This window comes from Candidatus Omnitrophota bacterium (assembly GCA_041653595.1).
In the GTDB taxonomy this organism is placed as follows: Bacteria; Omnitrophota; Gorgyraeia; order Pluralincolimonadales; family Pluralincolimonadaceae; genus Pluralincolimonas.
This window is the reverse complement of sequence record JBAZFB010000014.1, coordinates 22,779-38,061: the sequence shown is the minus strand read 5'-3', so window position 1 is coordinate 38,061 and position 15,283 is coordinate 22,779. Positions and strand designations below refer to the sequence as shown.

Annotated in this window: 16 protein-coding genes; all 16 read left to right on the top strand. The window is 51.4% G+C overall.

All coding sequences use genetic code 11. From position 1 onward, the window contains the following. Positions 1-898 (top strand): phosphate acyltransferase PlsX (gene plsX / locus WC317_06230; protein ID MFA5339721.1); only part of this gene is annotated, 898 nt, incomplete at its 5' end. Then, the gene (locus tag WC317_06225) at positions 895-1,908 is read left to right on the top strand and encodes a beta-ketoacyl-ACP synthase III (protein ID MFA5339720.1); all 1,014 of its coding nucleotides are present in this window, start codon (positions 895-897) and stop codon (positions 1,906-1,908) included. The genes plsX and WC317_06225, both read left to right, overlap by 4 nt. After that, positions 1,902-2,840 (top strand): ACP S-malonyltransferase, encoded by a 939-nt coding sequence (fabD, locus tag WC317_06220; GenBank protein MFA5339719.1) that lies wholly within the window; start codon positions 1,902-1,904, stop codon positions 2,838-2,840. Before WC317_06225 ends, fabD begins: the two co-directional genes overlap by 7 nt. Before the next feature lies 1 nt (position 2,841). Continuing rightward, positions 2,842-3,582, top strand: a complete 741-nt coding sequence (gene fabG, locus WC317_06215) for a 3-oxoacyl-[acyl-carrier-protein] reductase (protein MFA5339718.1) — start codon at positions 2,842-2,844, stop codon at positions 3,580-3,582. Positions 3,583-3,604: 22 nt separating this feature from the next. Continuing rightward, positions 3,605-3,847 (top strand): acyl carrier protein, encoded by a 243-nt coding sequence (gene acpP / locus WC317_06210; GenBank protein MFA5339717.1) that lies wholly within the window; start codon positions 3,605-3,607, stop codon positions 3,845-3,847. Between the two features lie 31 nt (positions 3,848-3,878). Then, a complete protein-coding gene (gene fabF, locus WC317_06205; GenBank protein ID MFA5339716.1) occupies positions 3,879-5,126 on the top strand; it encodes a beta-ketoacyl-ACP synthase II in 1,248 nt (415 codons plus the stop codon). Between the two features lie 21 nt (positions 5,127-5,147). Beyond that, positions 5,148-6,302: an acyl-CoA dehydrogenase family protein gene (locus WC317_06200; protein MFA5339715.1), complete on the top strand. Its 1,155-nt coding sequence runs from the start codon at positions 5,148-5,150 to the stop codon at positions 6,300-6,302. A gap of 55 nt (positions 6,303-6,357) precedes the next feature. Beyond that, complete coding sequence (locus WC317_06195) at positions 6,358-7,155, top strand: electron transfer flavoprotein subunit beta/FixA family protein (protein ID MFA5339714.1); 798 nt, start codon at positions 6,358-6,360, stop codon at positions 7,153-7,155. Further along, positions 7,156-8,382 carry an electron transfer flavoprotein subunit alpha gene (locus WC317_06190; protein MFA5339713.1) on the top strand — a complete coding sequence of 409 codons (1,227 nt, stop codon included), beginning with the start codon at positions 7,156-7,158 and terminating at the stop codon, positions 8,380-8,382. A gap of 123 nt (positions 8,383-8,505) precedes the next feature. Continuing rightward, a complete protein-coding gene (locus WC317_06185; GenBank protein MFA5339712.1) occupies positions 8,506-9,201 on the top strand; it encodes a hypothetical protein in 696 nt (231 codons plus the stop codon). Next, complete coding sequence (locus tag WC317_06180; protein ID MFA5339711.1) at positions 9,195-11,654, top strand: tetratricopeptide repeat protein; 2,460 nt, start codon at positions 9,195-9,197, stop codon at positions 11,652-11,654. The genes WC317_06185 and WC317_06180 overlap by 7 nt, the downstream gene beginning before the upstream one ends. After that, positions 11,651-12,487 (top strand): tetratricopeptide repeat protein, encoded by an 837-nt coding sequence (locus WC317_06175; protein MFA5339710.1) that lies wholly within the window; start codon positions 11,651-11,653, stop codon positions 12,485-12,487. Before WC317_06180 ends, WC317_06175 begins: the two co-directional genes overlap by 4 nt. After that, positions 12,477-13,211 (top strand): MotA/TolQ/ExbB proton channel family protein, encoded by a 735-nt coding sequence (locus WC317_06170; protein ID MFA5339709.1) that lies wholly within the window; start codon positions 12,477-12,479, stop codon positions 13,209-13,211. Before WC317_06175 ends, WC317_06170 begins: the two co-directional genes overlap by 11 nt. A gap of 4 nt (positions 13,212-13,215) precedes the next feature. After that, positions 13,216-13,626, top strand: a complete 411-nt coding sequence (locus tag WC317_06165) for a biopolymer transporter ExbD (GenBank protein MFA5339708.1) — start codon at positions 13,216-13,218, stop codon at positions 13,624-13,626. Positions 13,627-13,635: 9 nt separating this feature from the next. Further along, positions 13,636-14,082, top strand: a complete 447-nt coding sequence (locus WC317_06160; protein MFA5339707.1) for a biopolymer transporter ExbD — start codon at positions 13,636-13,638, stop codon at positions 14,080-14,082. 19 nt (positions 14,083-14,101) lie between these two features. Further along, complete coding sequence (locus tag WC317_06155; protein MFA5339706.1) at positions 14,102-15,262, top strand: DUF4159 domain-containing protein; 1,161 nt, start codon at positions 14,102-14,104, stop codon at positions 15,260-15,262. Positions 15,263-15,283: the final 21 nt, after the last annotated feature.

Here is a 15,283-nt window from a genome sequence, read left to right as displayed (position 1 = left end):
CGTGATAGTCGGAGACAAGGCAAGGATAGACGAGGAGCTTTCGAAGGCCGGCTCAGTCCCGACCGGAGTCACGGTACACCATGCCTCCGAAGTGATCGGGATGGACGAGCCCGGCGCGACAAGCGCGCGCAACAAAAAAGACTCTTCGATATGCGTAGCGACCGACCTGGTCAAAGAAGGCAAGGCCGACGCGGTCGTTTCAGCCGGCAACACAGCCGCGTTCGTAAGCGCCGCTATAATGTCGTTAAGGCGCCTTCCGGGCGTCGAGCGGCCCGGGATCGCGGTCCTGCTTCCTTCCATGAAAGGGCCGATCGTGATGATAGACTGCGGCGCGACGATAAATCCGGAACCCTCGCATCTCATGGGCTTCGGCATTATGGGCGATGTCTATGTCAGGCATATATTGGGGAAGGAAAACCCGTCGATCGGGCTTTTGAATATAGGCGAGGAATCGAACAAGGGCCCGGATTTCCTGAAGGAGACCCACCTGCTTCTCGAATCGAGCAAACTTAATTTCCAGGGCAACGCCGAAGGAAGGGACATATTCGCAGGGAAATTCGACGTAATCGTTTGCGACGGCTACACCGGCAATGTCGTCCTGAAAGTCGCCGAATCCATAGCCAGCACAATAGGCTCATTCATAAAAGACGAACTCAAGAGAGACCCGCTCAGGATACTCGGCGGGCTGCTTACCGCCTCGGCGTTCACGGCGGTCAAGAAGCAGATGGATTACGCCGAGCATGGCGGAGCGCCGTTACTCGGGGTCAACGGCATCTGCATCATAAGCCACGGCCGTTCTTCGGCGAAAGCCATAAAGAACGCGATCAGGGTGGCGGGCGCGTTCGTCGAACATCAAGTTAACCAGCATATCCTCGAGTCAGTCAAAAAAATTTCATGACACCAAAATCCAAGACAACAAAAAAGCGCACAGGGATAACCGCCGGGATCACCGGCCTGGGCGCTTATCTTCCCAAGAAGGTCATGACCAACGCCGACCTCGAAAAGCTGGTCGATACCTCGGATGAGTGGATAAGGACGCGAACCGGCATCTCCGAGCGCAGGATAGCGGACGAGAAAGAGGTCACATCCGACCTCGCGGTGAACGCCGCGAGGATGGCATTGAAGGACGCAAAACTCGAGATCAAGGATGTGGAACTTATAATATTGGCGTCCATCTCCCCGGATATGCCTTTTCCCGCGACGAGCTGCATCGTCCAGGCGAAACTGGGCGCGGTCAATGCCGCATGTTTCGACATAAACGCGGCATGTTCCGGATTTATACATGAATTGACGATAGCCCAGCAGTTCGTCGAAAGCGGCATGTACAAGAACGTGCTCGTTATCGGCGCGGAATTGCTTTCGCGTTTTACGGACTGGAAGGACCGTAATACCTGCGTCCTGTTCGGCGACGGCGCCGGGGCGGCGGTAATAGCGCCCGTAAGATCAGGCGGCATCATATCTTCCTACCTGGGGGCCGACGGCACAAAGAGCCAGCTTTTGATGTGCCCGGCGGGCGGGTCGGTCCATCCGGCCTCGCACAAGACCGTCACCGAAGGCATGCATTTCCTTAAGATGCAGGGCAACGATGTATTCAAGAATGCGGTGCGCGTCATGACCGACGCGTGCTCAAAGGTCCTGCATAGGTCCGGGTTAACCGCGAAAGACATAGATTGCGTCATACCGCACCAGGCGAACATAAGGATAATAGAGGCGGTATTAGAGCGCGTGAAGATACCGATGGAGAAGGTCTTCGTGAATGTCGACAGGTACGGCAATATGTCGGCCGCTTCCGCTATCGTCGCCCTTTTCGAGGCGGTCAAGGAAGGCCGCGTCAAAAAAGGCGACAAGGTCCTTTTGGTGGCTTTCGGAAGCGGTTTTGTATGGGGCTCCTGCATAATAGAATGGTAGACTTCGCTCTAATTTTCCCCGGCCAGGGCGCCCAGTATGTCGGCATGGGCCGGGACTTATACCAACAGTTTCCCGCCGCTAAAGTCATATTCGAAAAAGCAAACCATATATTAGGCTTCGATATAACAAAACTCTGTTTCGAGGGGCCGAAGGAAGAATTGACGCGCACGGATATCTGCCAGCCGGCGATATTGACGGCGTCTATCGCGGCCCTGAGGGCGCTCGAATCGGCATCGCCGCTTTCCGGGCAGCTCGTCCCGAAAGCCGCGCTCGGGTTGAGCCTGGGGGAATACACGGCGCTCGTCGCCGCGGGCTCGCTCGCGTTCGAGGCCGCGGTCGCGCTCGTGAGGAAACGCGGGCAGTTCATGGAAGAGGCGTCGCACCGGAATCCCGGCACGATGGCCTCGGTAATAGGCCTTTCCCTCGAAGAGGCCAAAAAAGTATGCGATGAGACAGGTGTGGAGATAGCCAACCTTAATTCCCCGGGCCAGATAGTCATCTCAGGGGCCAAAGAAAAGGTCGAGGTCGCCTCGAACCTCGCTAAAGAAAGGGGAGCCAGGAAGGTCATACCTCTTGATGTAAGCGGCGCCTTCCACTCGGGGCTGATGGAGCCCGCCGCCCAGAGTTTAAAGGCGGAGATAGACAGTATAGAGATAAAGTCCCCGAAGATAAGAGTGGTCACGAACGTAAACGCGGGATATGAGTCATCGCCCGGGGAGATAAAGGCCAACCTGGTCGCGCAGGTCAAGTCATCGGTCCTTTGGGAGGATTCGATAAAGTTTTTGGCAGGCCAGGGTATTAAAAGATATATAGAAGTGGGGCCGGGCAAGGTCCTGGCAGGGCTTTTAAGAAGGATAGACCCGGCGCTCGAGTGCCTGAACGTAGAGACCGCGGCGGACGTCGCAGCAGTTAAAGAAGCGATAGGAGGCTGATATGATATTTAAGGACAGGGTGAGCCTGATAACCGGCGGCGCAAGGGGGATAGGCAGGGAGATAGCCCTGGCATTCGCCAAAGAGGGCTCGGACATCGTCATTTGTGATGTAAACCAGGAGGCGCTTAACGCCACCAGGAAGGAGATAGAGGCTCTGGGCCGCAAGGCGGAGACTTTTGTCGTCGACGTCACAAACCTCTCCCAGGTCGAGGATATGGTCAATAAGACGCTTGACAAATTTCAGAAAATCGATATACTGATTAACAATGCAGGCATAACCAGGGACGCCCTGATCGTGCGGATGAGCGAACAGGATTTCGACTCCGTAATTGCCGTAAACCTAAAGGGCACATTCAATTGCACGAAGGCGCTTGCCAAGGTTATGATGAAGCAGAGGTACGGAAAGATAGTGTCGATCGCTTCGATAATCGGCATCATGGGCAACGCCGGACAGGCCAATTACGCGGCCTCGAAAGCCGGAATAATAGGGATAACAAAGAGCGTCGCAAAGGAACTGGCATCGAGGAACGTCAATGTCAACGCGATAGCTCCGGGCTTCATCGAAACGGACATGACCGCAAAGCTTCCCGAGAACGTCAAGTCCCAGATGTTGTCCTACATCCCTTTAAATAGATTCGGTAAGGCAAGCGACGTAGCGCAACTGGCTATGTTTTTGGCATCTGACGCGTCGTCATACATAACAGGACAGGTAATCAAGATTGACGGCGGAATGGTCATGTAGTCAACCCAAAAAGGAGGAGTACATGTCGGCTGTAGCGGATAAAGTAAGAGAGATCATAGCGAAACAATTAGGCGTAAAACTTGAAGAAGTCACACCCCAGGCGACGTTCATCGACGACCTGGGCGCGGATTCGCTTGATACGGTAGAGATAGTCATGGCCCTCGAAGAGGAGTTCAAGGCCGAGATACCCGACGAAGACGCCGAGAAGATGAAGACCGTCGGAGAGGCCATCAAGTATATAGAAGAAAGGGCGGGCAAGGCCTAACCCCACAAGGGGATAGTCCTTAAGTTTTTTTATGGATAACAGAAGAGTAGTCGTAACCGGCCTTGGTGCCGTCACGCCTGTCGGAAATTCCAAAGACGAATTGTGGAAATCCCTCCTCGCCGGTAAAAACGGCGCGGGCAGGATAACCCACTTCGATCCAACGGGTTTCGATTGCCAATTCGCCTGCGAAGTCAAGGGCTTCGATCCCTCCAGGTATATAACCAGCGCTAAGGAGCTGAGGAGGATGGACCGCTTTGTGCAGTTCGCGGTCTACGGCGCGAAGATGGCCATGGAGGACGCAGGCCTGGATATAACCAAGGAAGACCCGTACCGCATAGGGGTCCTTGTCGGTTCCGGCATCGGCGGATTAAAAGTCATCCAGGACCAGACCCTCATATGGAAGGAGAAGGGCCCCTCAAGGCTCGGCCCGCTCCTCATACCGATGCTTATCGTAAATATGGCCCCCGGACAGATCTCGATATCGTGCGGGATAAAAGGTCCGAACTCCTGCGTCGCCACGGCGTGCGCTACCGGGAACCATTCGATAGGCGAGGCATACAGGCTTATCCAGCACGGCTACGCGGATATGATGATATGCGGAGGCACCGAAGCGGCTATCGTCGAGACGGGTGTGGGCGGTTTCTGCGCCCTTACGGCTCTCTCGAAGAGGAATAGCGAGCCTGAGAAAGCGAGCAGGCCGTTCGATAAGGGCCGCGACGGGTTCGTAATGGGCGAAGGCAGCGGCATCGTGCTATTGGAATCCATCGAGCACGCGAAAAAACGCGGCGTGAAGATATATGCCGAGGTCGCCGGTTACGGGATGTGCGGTGACGCTTACCATATGACCGCGCCTGACCCGAATGGCGAGGGCGCAGCGATGTGCATGAAACTGGCCCTACAGGACGGCGGGTTAAAGCTTGAGGACGTCTCTTATATAAACGCCCACGGCACATCGACCGAGTTGAATGATAAGATAGAGACGCTCGCCATAAAGAAATTATTCGGAAAACAGGCATATAAGATCCCGGTCAGCTCCACCAAATCCATGACCGGGCATTGTTTGGGCGCGGCCGGCGGAATAGAGTTCATTGCCAGCGTTAAGGCCGTACAAGAGGATATGATCCCGCCCACTATAAATTACGAGACCCCGGATCCGGATTGCGATCTCGATTACGTCCCTAATAAGGCGAGAAGCGCCAAGGTGAACGTCGCCATATCGAATGCCTTCGGCTTCGGCGGGCACAACGCGTGCATCGCCGTAAAGAAATTCCTTCCGTAAAACACAATAAGAGGTGATAAGATGGATTATTTATTGACCGAACAGCAGATAATGGTGCGCGACCTGGCGCGTAAGATCGCCAAAGAGAAGATAGCGCCTGTCGCTGCCGAGCACGACGAGAAAGAGACCTTCCCGTGGGATATAATGAAGGTCATGGCCGAGTCCGACCTCTGCGGCGTATATATAGAGGAGAAATACGGCGGGCTTGGCGGCGGCGCGATGGAGCTTTGTCTCGTGACCGAGGAGCTCTCGCGCGCGTGCGGCGGCATCGCGATATGCTTCGCGGCGACCGCTCTCGGGACATACCCGATAATATTGTTCGGCAATGACGAGCAGAAACAAAAATACCTTCCTGACATAGCCAGCGGCAAGAAACTTGCCGCTTTTGCTTTGACCGAGGCCGGCGCCGGCTCTGACGCGGGCGCCATATCCACGACCGCAAGGAAAGAGGGCGACTATTACGTCCTGAACGGCGTCAAGCAGTGGATAACCAACGGCGGAGAGGCGGAGATATATTCGGTCATCGCGATGACCGACAGGGGGAAGGGCGCGCGCGGCGCAAGCTTTTTTATAGTCGAAAAAGGTACCCCCGGTTTTGATTTCGGAAAGAAAGAGAAGAAACTCGGCATCCGCGCTTCGGCGACCCGCGAACTCATATTCAATGAGTGCAAGGTCCATAAAGATAACCTGCTCGGGCGGGAGGGCATGGGTTTCATAGTCGCGATGAAGACTTTCGACAAGTCGCGCCCCGGCGTCGCGGCGCAGGCAGTCGGCATAGCGCAGGGCGCGCTCGACCACGCGGTAAAATATTCGCGCGAGCGTAAGCAGTTCGGCAAGACGATTTCGTCGTTCCAAGGGCTCCAGTTCATGATCGCGGACATGGCTACCCAGATAGAGGCGGCACGCGCGCTGACCTATGCCGTTGCGAGGATGGTAGATTCGGGAGCGAGGGATGTTTCGAAGGAATCCGCGATGGTGAAGTTATTCGCGTCGGATACCGCTATGAAGGTCACGACCGACGCGATCCAGGTACTCGGCGGTTACGGTTACATGCGCGATTACCCGGTAGAGAAGTACATGCGCGACGCTAAGATAACCCAGATTTACGAAGGCACCAACCAGATACAACGGAACATAATAGCGCTCGAAGTGCTGAAAGAGCAGTTAAGAAAGTGAACCCCGCACATCTCTATATAATGCAAGCGCTGAGAATGAAAGTAGGAGGTGTGGGGTGAATATCATAGTCTGCATAAAACAGGTCCCTGACACGCAGGATATAAGGATCAATCCCGAGACCAATACGCTGATGCGCGAGGGCGTCCAGTCGATAGTCAATCCTTTCGACATGTACGCCATTGAAGAGGCGCTCAGGATCAAGGAAAAGCTCGGCGGTAAGATCACGGTCATCTGCATGGGCCCGAAACAGGCCGAAGAGGCGCTGCGCGAGGCGGTTTCTATGGGCGTCGACGAGATGGCCCTTATGTGCGACCGCGCGTTCGCCGGCTCTGACACATGGGCGACGAGCTATACTCTCGCGAAGGGCATACAGAAGCTCGGCAAATTCGACCTTATAATCTGCGGAAAGCAGGCGATAGACGGCGACACGGCGCAGGTCGGGCCGGGAATAGCCGCCACCCTCGATATTCCGCAGGTCACATACGTAAAGAAGACGGAAGAGATAAAAGAAAATATGGCGAGGTTCGAGAAGATGACAGAGGAAGGATTCGAGGTCATCGAGACCCCGCTGCCGTGCCTTATCACCGTCGTAAAAGAGATAAATATCCCGCGGCTTCCCTCGTTAAAAGGGAAGATACGCGCCAAACAGGCGCCGGTGACGACGCTGACGGCGAAAGATATCGACGCCGAACCGGAGAAACTCGGGCTGAAGGGTTCCCCGACCGTCGTCAAGAAAGTATTTACGCCGCCAAAAAGGACAGGCGGGCAGATATTGCAGGGCGAGACCAATGAGGTCGTGGCTAAACTCGTCGAGGCGTTAAAAGACATGGTAGTCGCGGCAGGAAAGACATAAATGGCAGACCAAAGTAATCCCCGGGAATGTTCAATACGTATTTTACTCGATAAATGCACGGGATGCACGCTGTGCGTCAAGAGCTGCCCGTTCGCCGCGATAACCATGCAGGATAAGAAGGCCGTCATAGATTTCGGGAAGTGTACGCTCTGCGGCGCCTGCGTGGCGACGTGCAAGTTCAAGGCTATAGAGCTTACCACCTGTAAGGTCGAGCCTAAGGCGGACCTTAGCGCTTACAAGGGCGTCTGGGTATTCGCCGAGCAGAAGAAGGGGGATGTCCAGAGCGTCGTATACGAACTCCTCGGAAAAGGCAGGGAGCTCGCCAATGACCTCGGCACAGAGCTCGCCTGCATCCTGATCGGCGACGGCATGGAAAGCAAAACCCATGAGTTATTCTCCCGCGGCGCGGATAAGGTATATCTCGTCGAGGACCCGAAACTCAAAAATTACATGGACGAGCCTTATACCAATGTCATCGTCGAGCTCGTAAAAGAATTCAAGCCGGAGATATTGCTTTACGGCGCGACCTCTATCGGAAGGTCACTCGCTTCGCGCGTCGCGGTGAAACTTTATACAGGGCTGACCGCGGATTGCACCGGATTGGCCATCGACAAAGAGAAGAAATTGCTTTTGCAGACCCGCCCGGCGTTCGGCGGGAATATCATGGCAACGATCGTCTGCGAGAATTACCGGCCGCAGATGTCGACGGTCCGCCACAAGGTCTTCAAGGAAGCCGTTGTCGACAAGGCTAGGGCCGGCCAGGTAGTAAAGAAGAGTTATCCGGGAAACCTTTACGATTCCCGCACGAAATTGCTGGAGATAAAAGAAGAGGAATCAACTACGGCTAACCTCACCGAGGCGAACATAATCGTCTCTGGCGGCAGGGGGTTGGGAAAGCCGGAAAATTTCAAGATCATTGAAGACTTGGCGAAGGTATTGGGCGGGGCTGTCGGCGCCTCGCGCTCGGCCGTTGACGCCGAATGGATACCGTACTCGCACCAGGTGGGCCAGACAGGAAAGACCGTCTGCCCGAAGATATATTTTGCCTGCGGCATATCCGGGCAGATACAGCATCTGGCCGGCATGTCGTCCTCGGATATCATCATCGCGATAAATAAGGACCCTCTAGCACCGATATTTACAGTTGCCACCTACGGCATAGTAGGCGATTTAAACGAGATCGTCCCTGCACTTACACAGAAATTCAAGGAAGTCCTGAAAAAATAATCCCAGAATAGGCCGAACATGGATAACGAATAAAAATAATGCCCTCGTGGGCAACCGCGACCTTATTTTTTGCCTTTATTTTTCTTGTTTTGTGTGGTATATTTAGTCAAATAGGCGGTGAATATGCCAAAGAGTTATTTTAAGATATTTTTGATCACCTTGTGCTATCTTTCCTTTTTTCTCGCCTCCTCCTCCGCAGAGAACCTTATCCTAAATGGCAGTTTCGAAGAGACCCTGGGGAACAAAAATCCCGGCGCGGCCGGAGATTACGACGCTATCCGGTATTGGTTGCGATGGTTCCACCAAAACAGCGAGCGTTCAGAACTGGCCGCGCATAGCGGCAGATACTCATTTAAGTCGTGGGCGATCGGCGGTATATATCAAAATTTTGCGGCGCCTATAGAAAAAGGAAAGACCTACCAAATCAATTGTTATATGTATACCCCGAGTAAAGACCGCCTTAAAGGCAGTTCTTACGGTCTCGTAAAAATAGAATGGTTGAATACCAACGGGGCCGTGTTGAATGACCTGGTGGTACGGAGCCCGCATTTTGACAGTAATATGTCGCCTGATACCTGGCATCTGATATCCGTTCAAGGAAGTGCCCCGGAAAATGCGGTAAATGGACGCGTATCTTTAGAATTTGTAGCCTCTCCGGGAAGCTCGGGCGTTATATTATGGGACGATGTGGAAGTGGGGATCCTTGGCGGAGGAATAACACAATCGACGGTCTCTCAAGAGGAAGTTAAGAAGGAAGAGGCGCCGAAGGAAGAGACGCCAAAAGAAAAAGAGGATGGAACTATCGATTGGGAATGGTAAAATTCTTTTTATCTGCGATATTGATTTTTTTCACGATATTCAGTTCCATGAATTCAGCAGGCGCCGAAACAGACAGCGAGTTATTTTCCCAAGGAGAAAAATCTTTAAATAACGGCGAATTCGACAGCGCTGTTAAAACTTTCCAGGTCTTAATAAATAAATATCCTTACAGCAAATTTCTCCCGTATGCCATTTATGACCAGGCCTTCGCTTTTTTGGAAACCGGCGAATACCAGCGTGCAGAAGCGAATTTTAATAGGATCAACAAAGACTTTTCATATTTGAAAGATTTGATGCCGAAAGTCCAGTTTGGATTGGCGGAATGTTATTTAAGGATGGGAAAAGATGATCTGGCGGATTCGTTCTATAGCGCCGCATTATCTAAAGACCGGTCCAGGGTCCCCGATGTGATCTTTAGCAGGGCATGTGTTTATTACAAGCGGGATAAACTGGATTTAGCGGCCACATTTTTTAAAAAAATGATCGAAGGTTATCCGGCCGATCCGAGGGCCTTAGACGCCAAATTCATGCTGGCCAGTATCTATAAAGAGCAGGGAAAATATAAAAAGGCAGTGGATACTTTCAAGACGATCCCCAAGGACTCAAGGATGGGAAACGACGCCTGTTTTAACCTGGGCGAGATCGCGTTTAAGGTCAAGAATTATCCCAAGGCGGTGGAATTTTTCCGCAATGTAAGACCCAAGAGCGAGATCTTCGGGGAAAAAACAAATTTGGAAGAACTCGCCAGGTATCAAATGGGGCTGGCTTATTATGAACAGGGCAAAATATATGAGACGCGGATAGTATGCGAGGATTTTCTGGAAAGATACCCCGGAAGCGAGTCGATAAAAGACGTGCGCCACCTGTTGGTCATCGCTTATTTAAAACAAAAAAAGGTCGACGAGGCGGTCCAGGCATTTAAAGATTACGCGCGCCTTGACCCGAAGGGGGCGCAAAAACTTGATGTAAATTTCTTCATAGCAGAATCCTTTTATGAAAGGGGAGAATACAAAGAGGCGATAGGATTTTATAAAAAGCAGCTTGCGGAATCCAAAGACGCCGGGTCTATCGAAAAGAACCTGTCGAGATTAGGGGAATGCTACTTTAGCCTTAATGACTACGCTAAGGCGGAAGAGGCCTATAAGGAATATCTAAAGACGTATCCGGACGGGCCGTCAGCGCCGCAATTCGCTTTCAGGTTGGCGTATGTCTTCGCGACCCAGAATAATTATGCCTCAGCGCTGAAGCTCTATAAGATGATCGAAGAGAAGTTCCCTAAGTTGGAGTATATAGATAATGTGATCTATAATATAGGGTGGTGTTATTCCAAATCGGGAGAGTCCGGTGAAGCGCTGGCCTATTTTAATAAATTCATAGAGAGCTATCCGGAAAACAAATTGGCGCCGGCCGCTACGTATGAGATCGGGAATATATATTTTAATAACAGGCAATACGCCCAAGCCGCCGAGTATTATAAGAAACTGGTCGAGAGATACCCCCAAAGCGAAGCGATAGAAGCCGCTTCGTACCGGCTCAGCGTAAGTTATCTCTATTCCGCAAAACGGGAGGAGGCGTTGAACGAGCTGGTAATTTTCCTGGATAAGAACCCGACCAGTCCTTTAGCCATTGAAGTCATAGGCAGGATCTACGATATCTATTTGAACCAGAAGAAATACAGTGAAGGGATCGCGGCTTTTGAGGAATTAGCGAAAAAACATTCCCAACAAAAGGCCATCTTGGCGGAATTATACAGTTGCCTCGCAGACCTGTACCTTATTTCCGGAAATTCGCCGGATGCCGCCAAGACCGTGCAGAAATTACTGTCGTCATATGACGGTTTTTCCGATACGCCTCCCTCCGGAAATGCCGCTTATATCATCGGCCAAGTCTTGCTCGAAGCGAATAATGGACCGGAAGCCGTTAAATTTTACAACGATATATTGACCAAATATAAAGATGACGCGCTTACCGAAGTGTCTTTATTCGGGAGGGGCCAAGCCTACCTGAAATTAAAGTCATGGCGGGATGCGATCGGAGATTTCAGCGAATTAATATCCAGATATCCCGATACAAAATACGCAAGCAGGGCCAAATTAGGGATCGCGAATTCCTATTATAGCCGCGATATCCTTAGCGAAGCGGTCAAATATTATAAAGATGTCGTAGATAATTACAAGGATGAGACATCCGCCGAGGCCCTCTTTAAATTAGGCGACAGCTATTTTTTGCAAAAGAAATATGCCGAGGCATTGCCAAGCTTCCAGCGCGTTGCCATACTATATTCGAATCGCGAAGAATTGGCCGCCGAGTCCCTGCTTAAGGCCGGAGAATGCCAGGAAAAACTGGAAAACAGGCAGGAAGCAAGAGCTTTATACGAGAAACTCGCAGCCAATTACCCTAAAACCGAAGAAGCGAAAAAGGCGCGGGAAAGGTTAAAGGCGATAAAGCGATGACAGCCAGGAAATTTAGATTGCTTTTTAAGCCCTTATTTATCTGCTTTTTATTCATCTGTGCTTCATCTTTTGCGCAGGACGAGATCATATTAAAGAACGGCAACGTTATAAGAGGTTCTATATTAAAGACGGACAGGTACGGATTAAGCATAGAGGTCTCCGGGCAAAAAGCGGTCATAATCGTGCCGTTAACGAATATAGACAGGTTCAGGATAGAGGCGCCGGATTCTTTCCGTACGGCGCAGGATTATTATCTCGCTAAAAAATATGAACAAGCTTACCCGCTTTATTTAAATACTATTCAAAAATACGGGGGGTTAAGCTGGGGCGAGGAGGCTTATTTTAAGGCAGCCGATTGCCAGGTAAAAATGGGAGATACCCCTAAAGCGATAGAACTGTATAATAGCTACATCGGCGATTATCCGGACGCCAGATCGGTAAATAAGGCCAGGATGAACTTAGCGGCTCTTTTATCCGGGAAAGGCGATCATGATAATGCGATCAAGATCTACGACGCGGTGATACGTTCAAAAGATGAATCAAACCGTCCCGGCGCCTATTACGGAAGCGCGGAATCCTATTTTGCCCTGGGCGCATACGAGCAGGCTTTGGTCGATTATCTACGGGTAGAGGTGCTTTATTATGATAGAAGTGATCTGGTCGCGGATGCTAAATTTAAAAGCGGAGAGTGTTATGAGAAGTTAGGTGAAGACGAAAAGGCGCTGGTAACTTACAGGGAGATAATAGCCGGATTTCCTAAAAGCGATTTCGCCGGAAAATCGAAGGCTAAACTGGAGAAACTGGAAAAAGGGAGGAAGAAAGATGCCACGTAGAAATGCGGTAAGGATTTTCGGTTTTGCATTGTTGTCGGAAATGGTTTTATTCGCGTTTTCCGCGATGGCGGAAGATGCCGCCGCCACGGCTACGCCGAAAGCCATGACATTATGGGATACATGGGTCGCCGGCGGCTGGTGCATGCCCCCGATCGGATTATGTTCGGTCTTCGGGGTGGCCCTGATAATAGAAATGTTCATTGTATTGCGCAAATCCGCAATGATGCCGGCCGATTACCTGGCGGCGGTCAAGACGGCGATAAAGAGCGGGGATATACAGGGGGCAAAAAATTTAGGCGCCCTGAGAAAAGGTTTCCTGGCCAATGTCATCCAGGCAGGGCTCGAAAAAAGCGGCCAGGAATTACAGATCATCCAGGATTCCATGGCGATGGTCGGCGTCAAGGAAGCCACGAGTCTCCAGCAGAGGATAGGCTACCTTTCATCGATAGGCACGATCTCGCCAATGCTCGGCCTGCTCGGGACAGTTTTTGGCATGATCGCGTCATTCAATGTAATCGCCTTCCAGTCGGGGTTGGGCAAACCGACGTTATTGGCCAAAGGCGTCTCCGAAGCCCTTATCACGACCGCGTTCGGGTTGATCGTAGGTATCCCGGTCATGGCTTTCTATTTTTATTTCCGTAATAGGGCCAATGAGATAACCACGGAGATAGAGATAAACGCCAGCGAGGTCGCGCTGATGCTGGCCGGAAAGACAAAGGGATAAAGAGATGAGATTCACAAAAAGAGAGCAGGAAGAGCCCGGGTTCCAGATGGCGCCGATGATCGACTGCGTATTCCTGTTGCTGATATATTTCATGTGCGTATCCAATTTCCATCAATTGGAATCGGTCGAAAGCATACAATTGCCGGTCGCGGACCAATCCCGGGCCGCTGAAGGAGCGGAACAGAAGGTCTCAATAAATATTAAAGCTGACGGGGCGATAATCATGAACCAGGGTATATACGAGCCCGAACAACTCGCGAACGTATTGTCCGGGACCGGAATAAAACAAATGATAGTAATACGGGCGGATAAGACTGTCCCGCATAGCAGGGTCCTCGATGTTTTGAGCGCCTGCGCCGCGGCCGGGATCTGGGATATATCGTTTGCTACCTATCAGGAAGAGCCAAAAAAATGAGGCGGGAAAATGAGATTTTTTAAGGGCGGTAACGAAGAGCCCGGGTTCCAGATGGCGCCGATGATAGACTGCGTGTTCCTTCTGCTGATATTCTTCATGTGTTCTTCCAGCTTCACCGCGCCTGAGGCCCAGCTGAACATAGATCTTCCAGCGGTGTCGAGCAAGACACAGGCAAAGATCGGGGAAGATGTAATAGTAAATGTCCTGTCGGACGGCAGCGTGATGGTGAATGAGAAACAATACGGCGACCCGGGATCAAAGGACCTTCCCGAATTGGTAGGGATGTTGACCGATCTGACCAAGATATTCGAAACACAGCCGGTCATAATATTCGCTGACCCGGATGTTTCGCATGAAAGGGTAGTAGACGTTTTAAACGCCTGCGCCGCGGCGAGGATCAAGTCGGTATCTTTTCTTGTTCCCGAAGAGCGTATTTTAAAGATCAGCAACAAGTAAAAGATCAAAGCGAGGAACGATGATGCCAGAAGAGGTTAAGGTATTAAAGCAGGGAGCGCCGATACCGGAAACGGTCAAGAAATCCGGCAGTTTTGCAGTGTCGCTGTTTGTCCATATAGCGGTATTACTGGTCATTGGACATATAATTGTAATGAAGCCCCAGCCAAAAGAGACGTTCTTTGAAGGAAAAATACTGTCCACAAAAAATGTCAGTATCCAGCGGACCGCTAAGTTCCAGCCGGAAGTAAAAATGCCGCAGTTGGCGGCCACTTCGCCGACGAAAGAGATAACCACGCCGGAACAAAAAGCCCTCGCGGTCGACAGGCCTCTCGAACTTCCGGCTCCGGCTATTGCCAAAACCCCCGAGCTGGTGCCCGGGGAGATGAAAACGGGGGAGCGCAAAGAGGCGATATCCCCGAGATCCTCCCGCGCGACGCTGGATTTCTCCTCAAAGGCCCAGGTAAGCGGAAGCGGCGGTTCGATAAAGGGCACTTTCACCTTTCCCATCTCTACCTACTCCGATTGGGATAACGACCCTTCGACGATCCCGAACTTAATGAACGAGTTCGGCAGGAGGACGAAAATCAAAGTTTCCATCGACCAGCAGCCCATCAATTTTGGGGATAAGGGAAAGATATTTCAATACCCGTTGATATATATGAATGGCCATCAAGCTTTTAGTTTTACGCAGGACGATGCGGATACCATCCGGGAGTATCTTAAGCGCGGCGGCTTTTTATTCATCGTCAACGATAATGCGAAAGGCGGAGCTTTCGAAGACTCGCTTTACAAAGAGATGAAAAAGATCCTTCCCGGTTCCGAGTTTCAAAAAGTCCCGATGAGCCACCCGATATATCATATTTTTTATGATTTTAAAGGCGATAGGCTGCCGGATGGTTTATATAAAAATTTACCGCCGGAAGGGTACGCGATCTATTACGGCGATAGGATGGTCGTTTATTATCTGGCGACCGGCGACGTTTGCGACGGTTGGACGGAAGCGGATGGAGGCAGATGGCCCGGGACAAGATACATCCCGACCCAAAGTCATAATTTCGGAAAGCTTTCTAACCAAGGCCCCGGTATCGGTTCCGGAGAAGGCGCCGGAGAAGAGGGTATAGAAAATTCCTTCAAGATAGGAGTAAACGTCCTTGTTTATGTCCTATCGAATATGCCGTAATCAAAGAAATTAAAGCGATTT

Excerpts from the sequence above, each read along its gene's own strand:
- WC317_06225 (MFA5339720.1), top strand. The coding sequence starts at position 895 with ATGACACCAAAATCCAAGACAACAAAAAAGCGCACAGGGATAACCGCC.
- fabF (MFA5339716.1), top strand. The coding sequence starts at position 3,879 with ATGGATAACAGAAGAGTAGTCGTAACCGGCCTTGGTGCCGTCACGCCT.
- WC317_06200 (MFA5339715.1), top strand. The coding sequence starts at position 5,148 with ATGGATTATTTATTGACCGAACAGCAGATAATGGTGCGCGACCTGGCG.
- acpP (MFA5339717.1), top strand. The coding sequence starts at position 3,605 with ATGTCGGCTGTAGCGGATAAAGTAAGAGAGATCATAGCGAAACAATTA.
- fabG (MFA5339718.1), top strand. The coding sequence starts at position 2,842 with ATGATATTTAAGGACAGGGTGAGCCTGATAACCGGCGGCGCAAGGGGG.
- WC317_06155 (MFA5339706.1), top strand. The coding sequence starts at position 14,102 with ATGATGCCAGAAGAGGTTAAGGTATTAAAGCAGGGAGCGCCGATACCG.
- WC317_06175 (MFA5339710.1), top strand. The coding sequence starts at position 11,651 with ATGACAGCCAGGAAATTTAGATTGCTTTTTAAGCCCTTATTTATCTGC.
- WC317_06185 (MFA5339712.1), top strand. The coding sequence starts at position 8,506 with ATGCCAAAGAGTTATTTTAAGATATTTTTGATCACCTTGTGCTATCTT.
- WC317_06170 (MFA5339709.1), top strand. The coding sequence starts at position 12,477 with ATGCCACGTAGAAATGCGGTAAGGATTTTCGGTTTTGCATTGTTGTCG.
- fabD (MFA5339719.1), top strand. The coding sequence starts at position 1,902 with ATGGTAGACTTCGCTCTAATTTTCCCCGGCCAGGGCGCCCAGTATGTC.
- WC317_06165 (MFA5339708.1), top strand. The coding sequence starts at position 13,216 with ATGAGATTCACAAAAAGAGAGCAGGAAGAGCCCGGGTTCCAGATGGCG.
- WC317_06180 (MFA5339711.1), top strand. The coding sequence starts at position 9,195 with ATGGTAAAATTCTTTTTATCTGCGATATTGATTTTTTTCACGATATTC.
- WC317_06160 (MFA5339707.1), top strand. The coding sequence starts at position 13,636 with ATGAGATTTTTTAAGGGCGGTAACGAAGAGCCCGGGTTCCAGATGGCG.
- WC317_06190 (MFA5339713.1), top strand. The coding sequence starts at position 7,156 with ATGGCAGACCAAAGTAATCCCCGGGAATGTTCAATACGTATTTTACTC.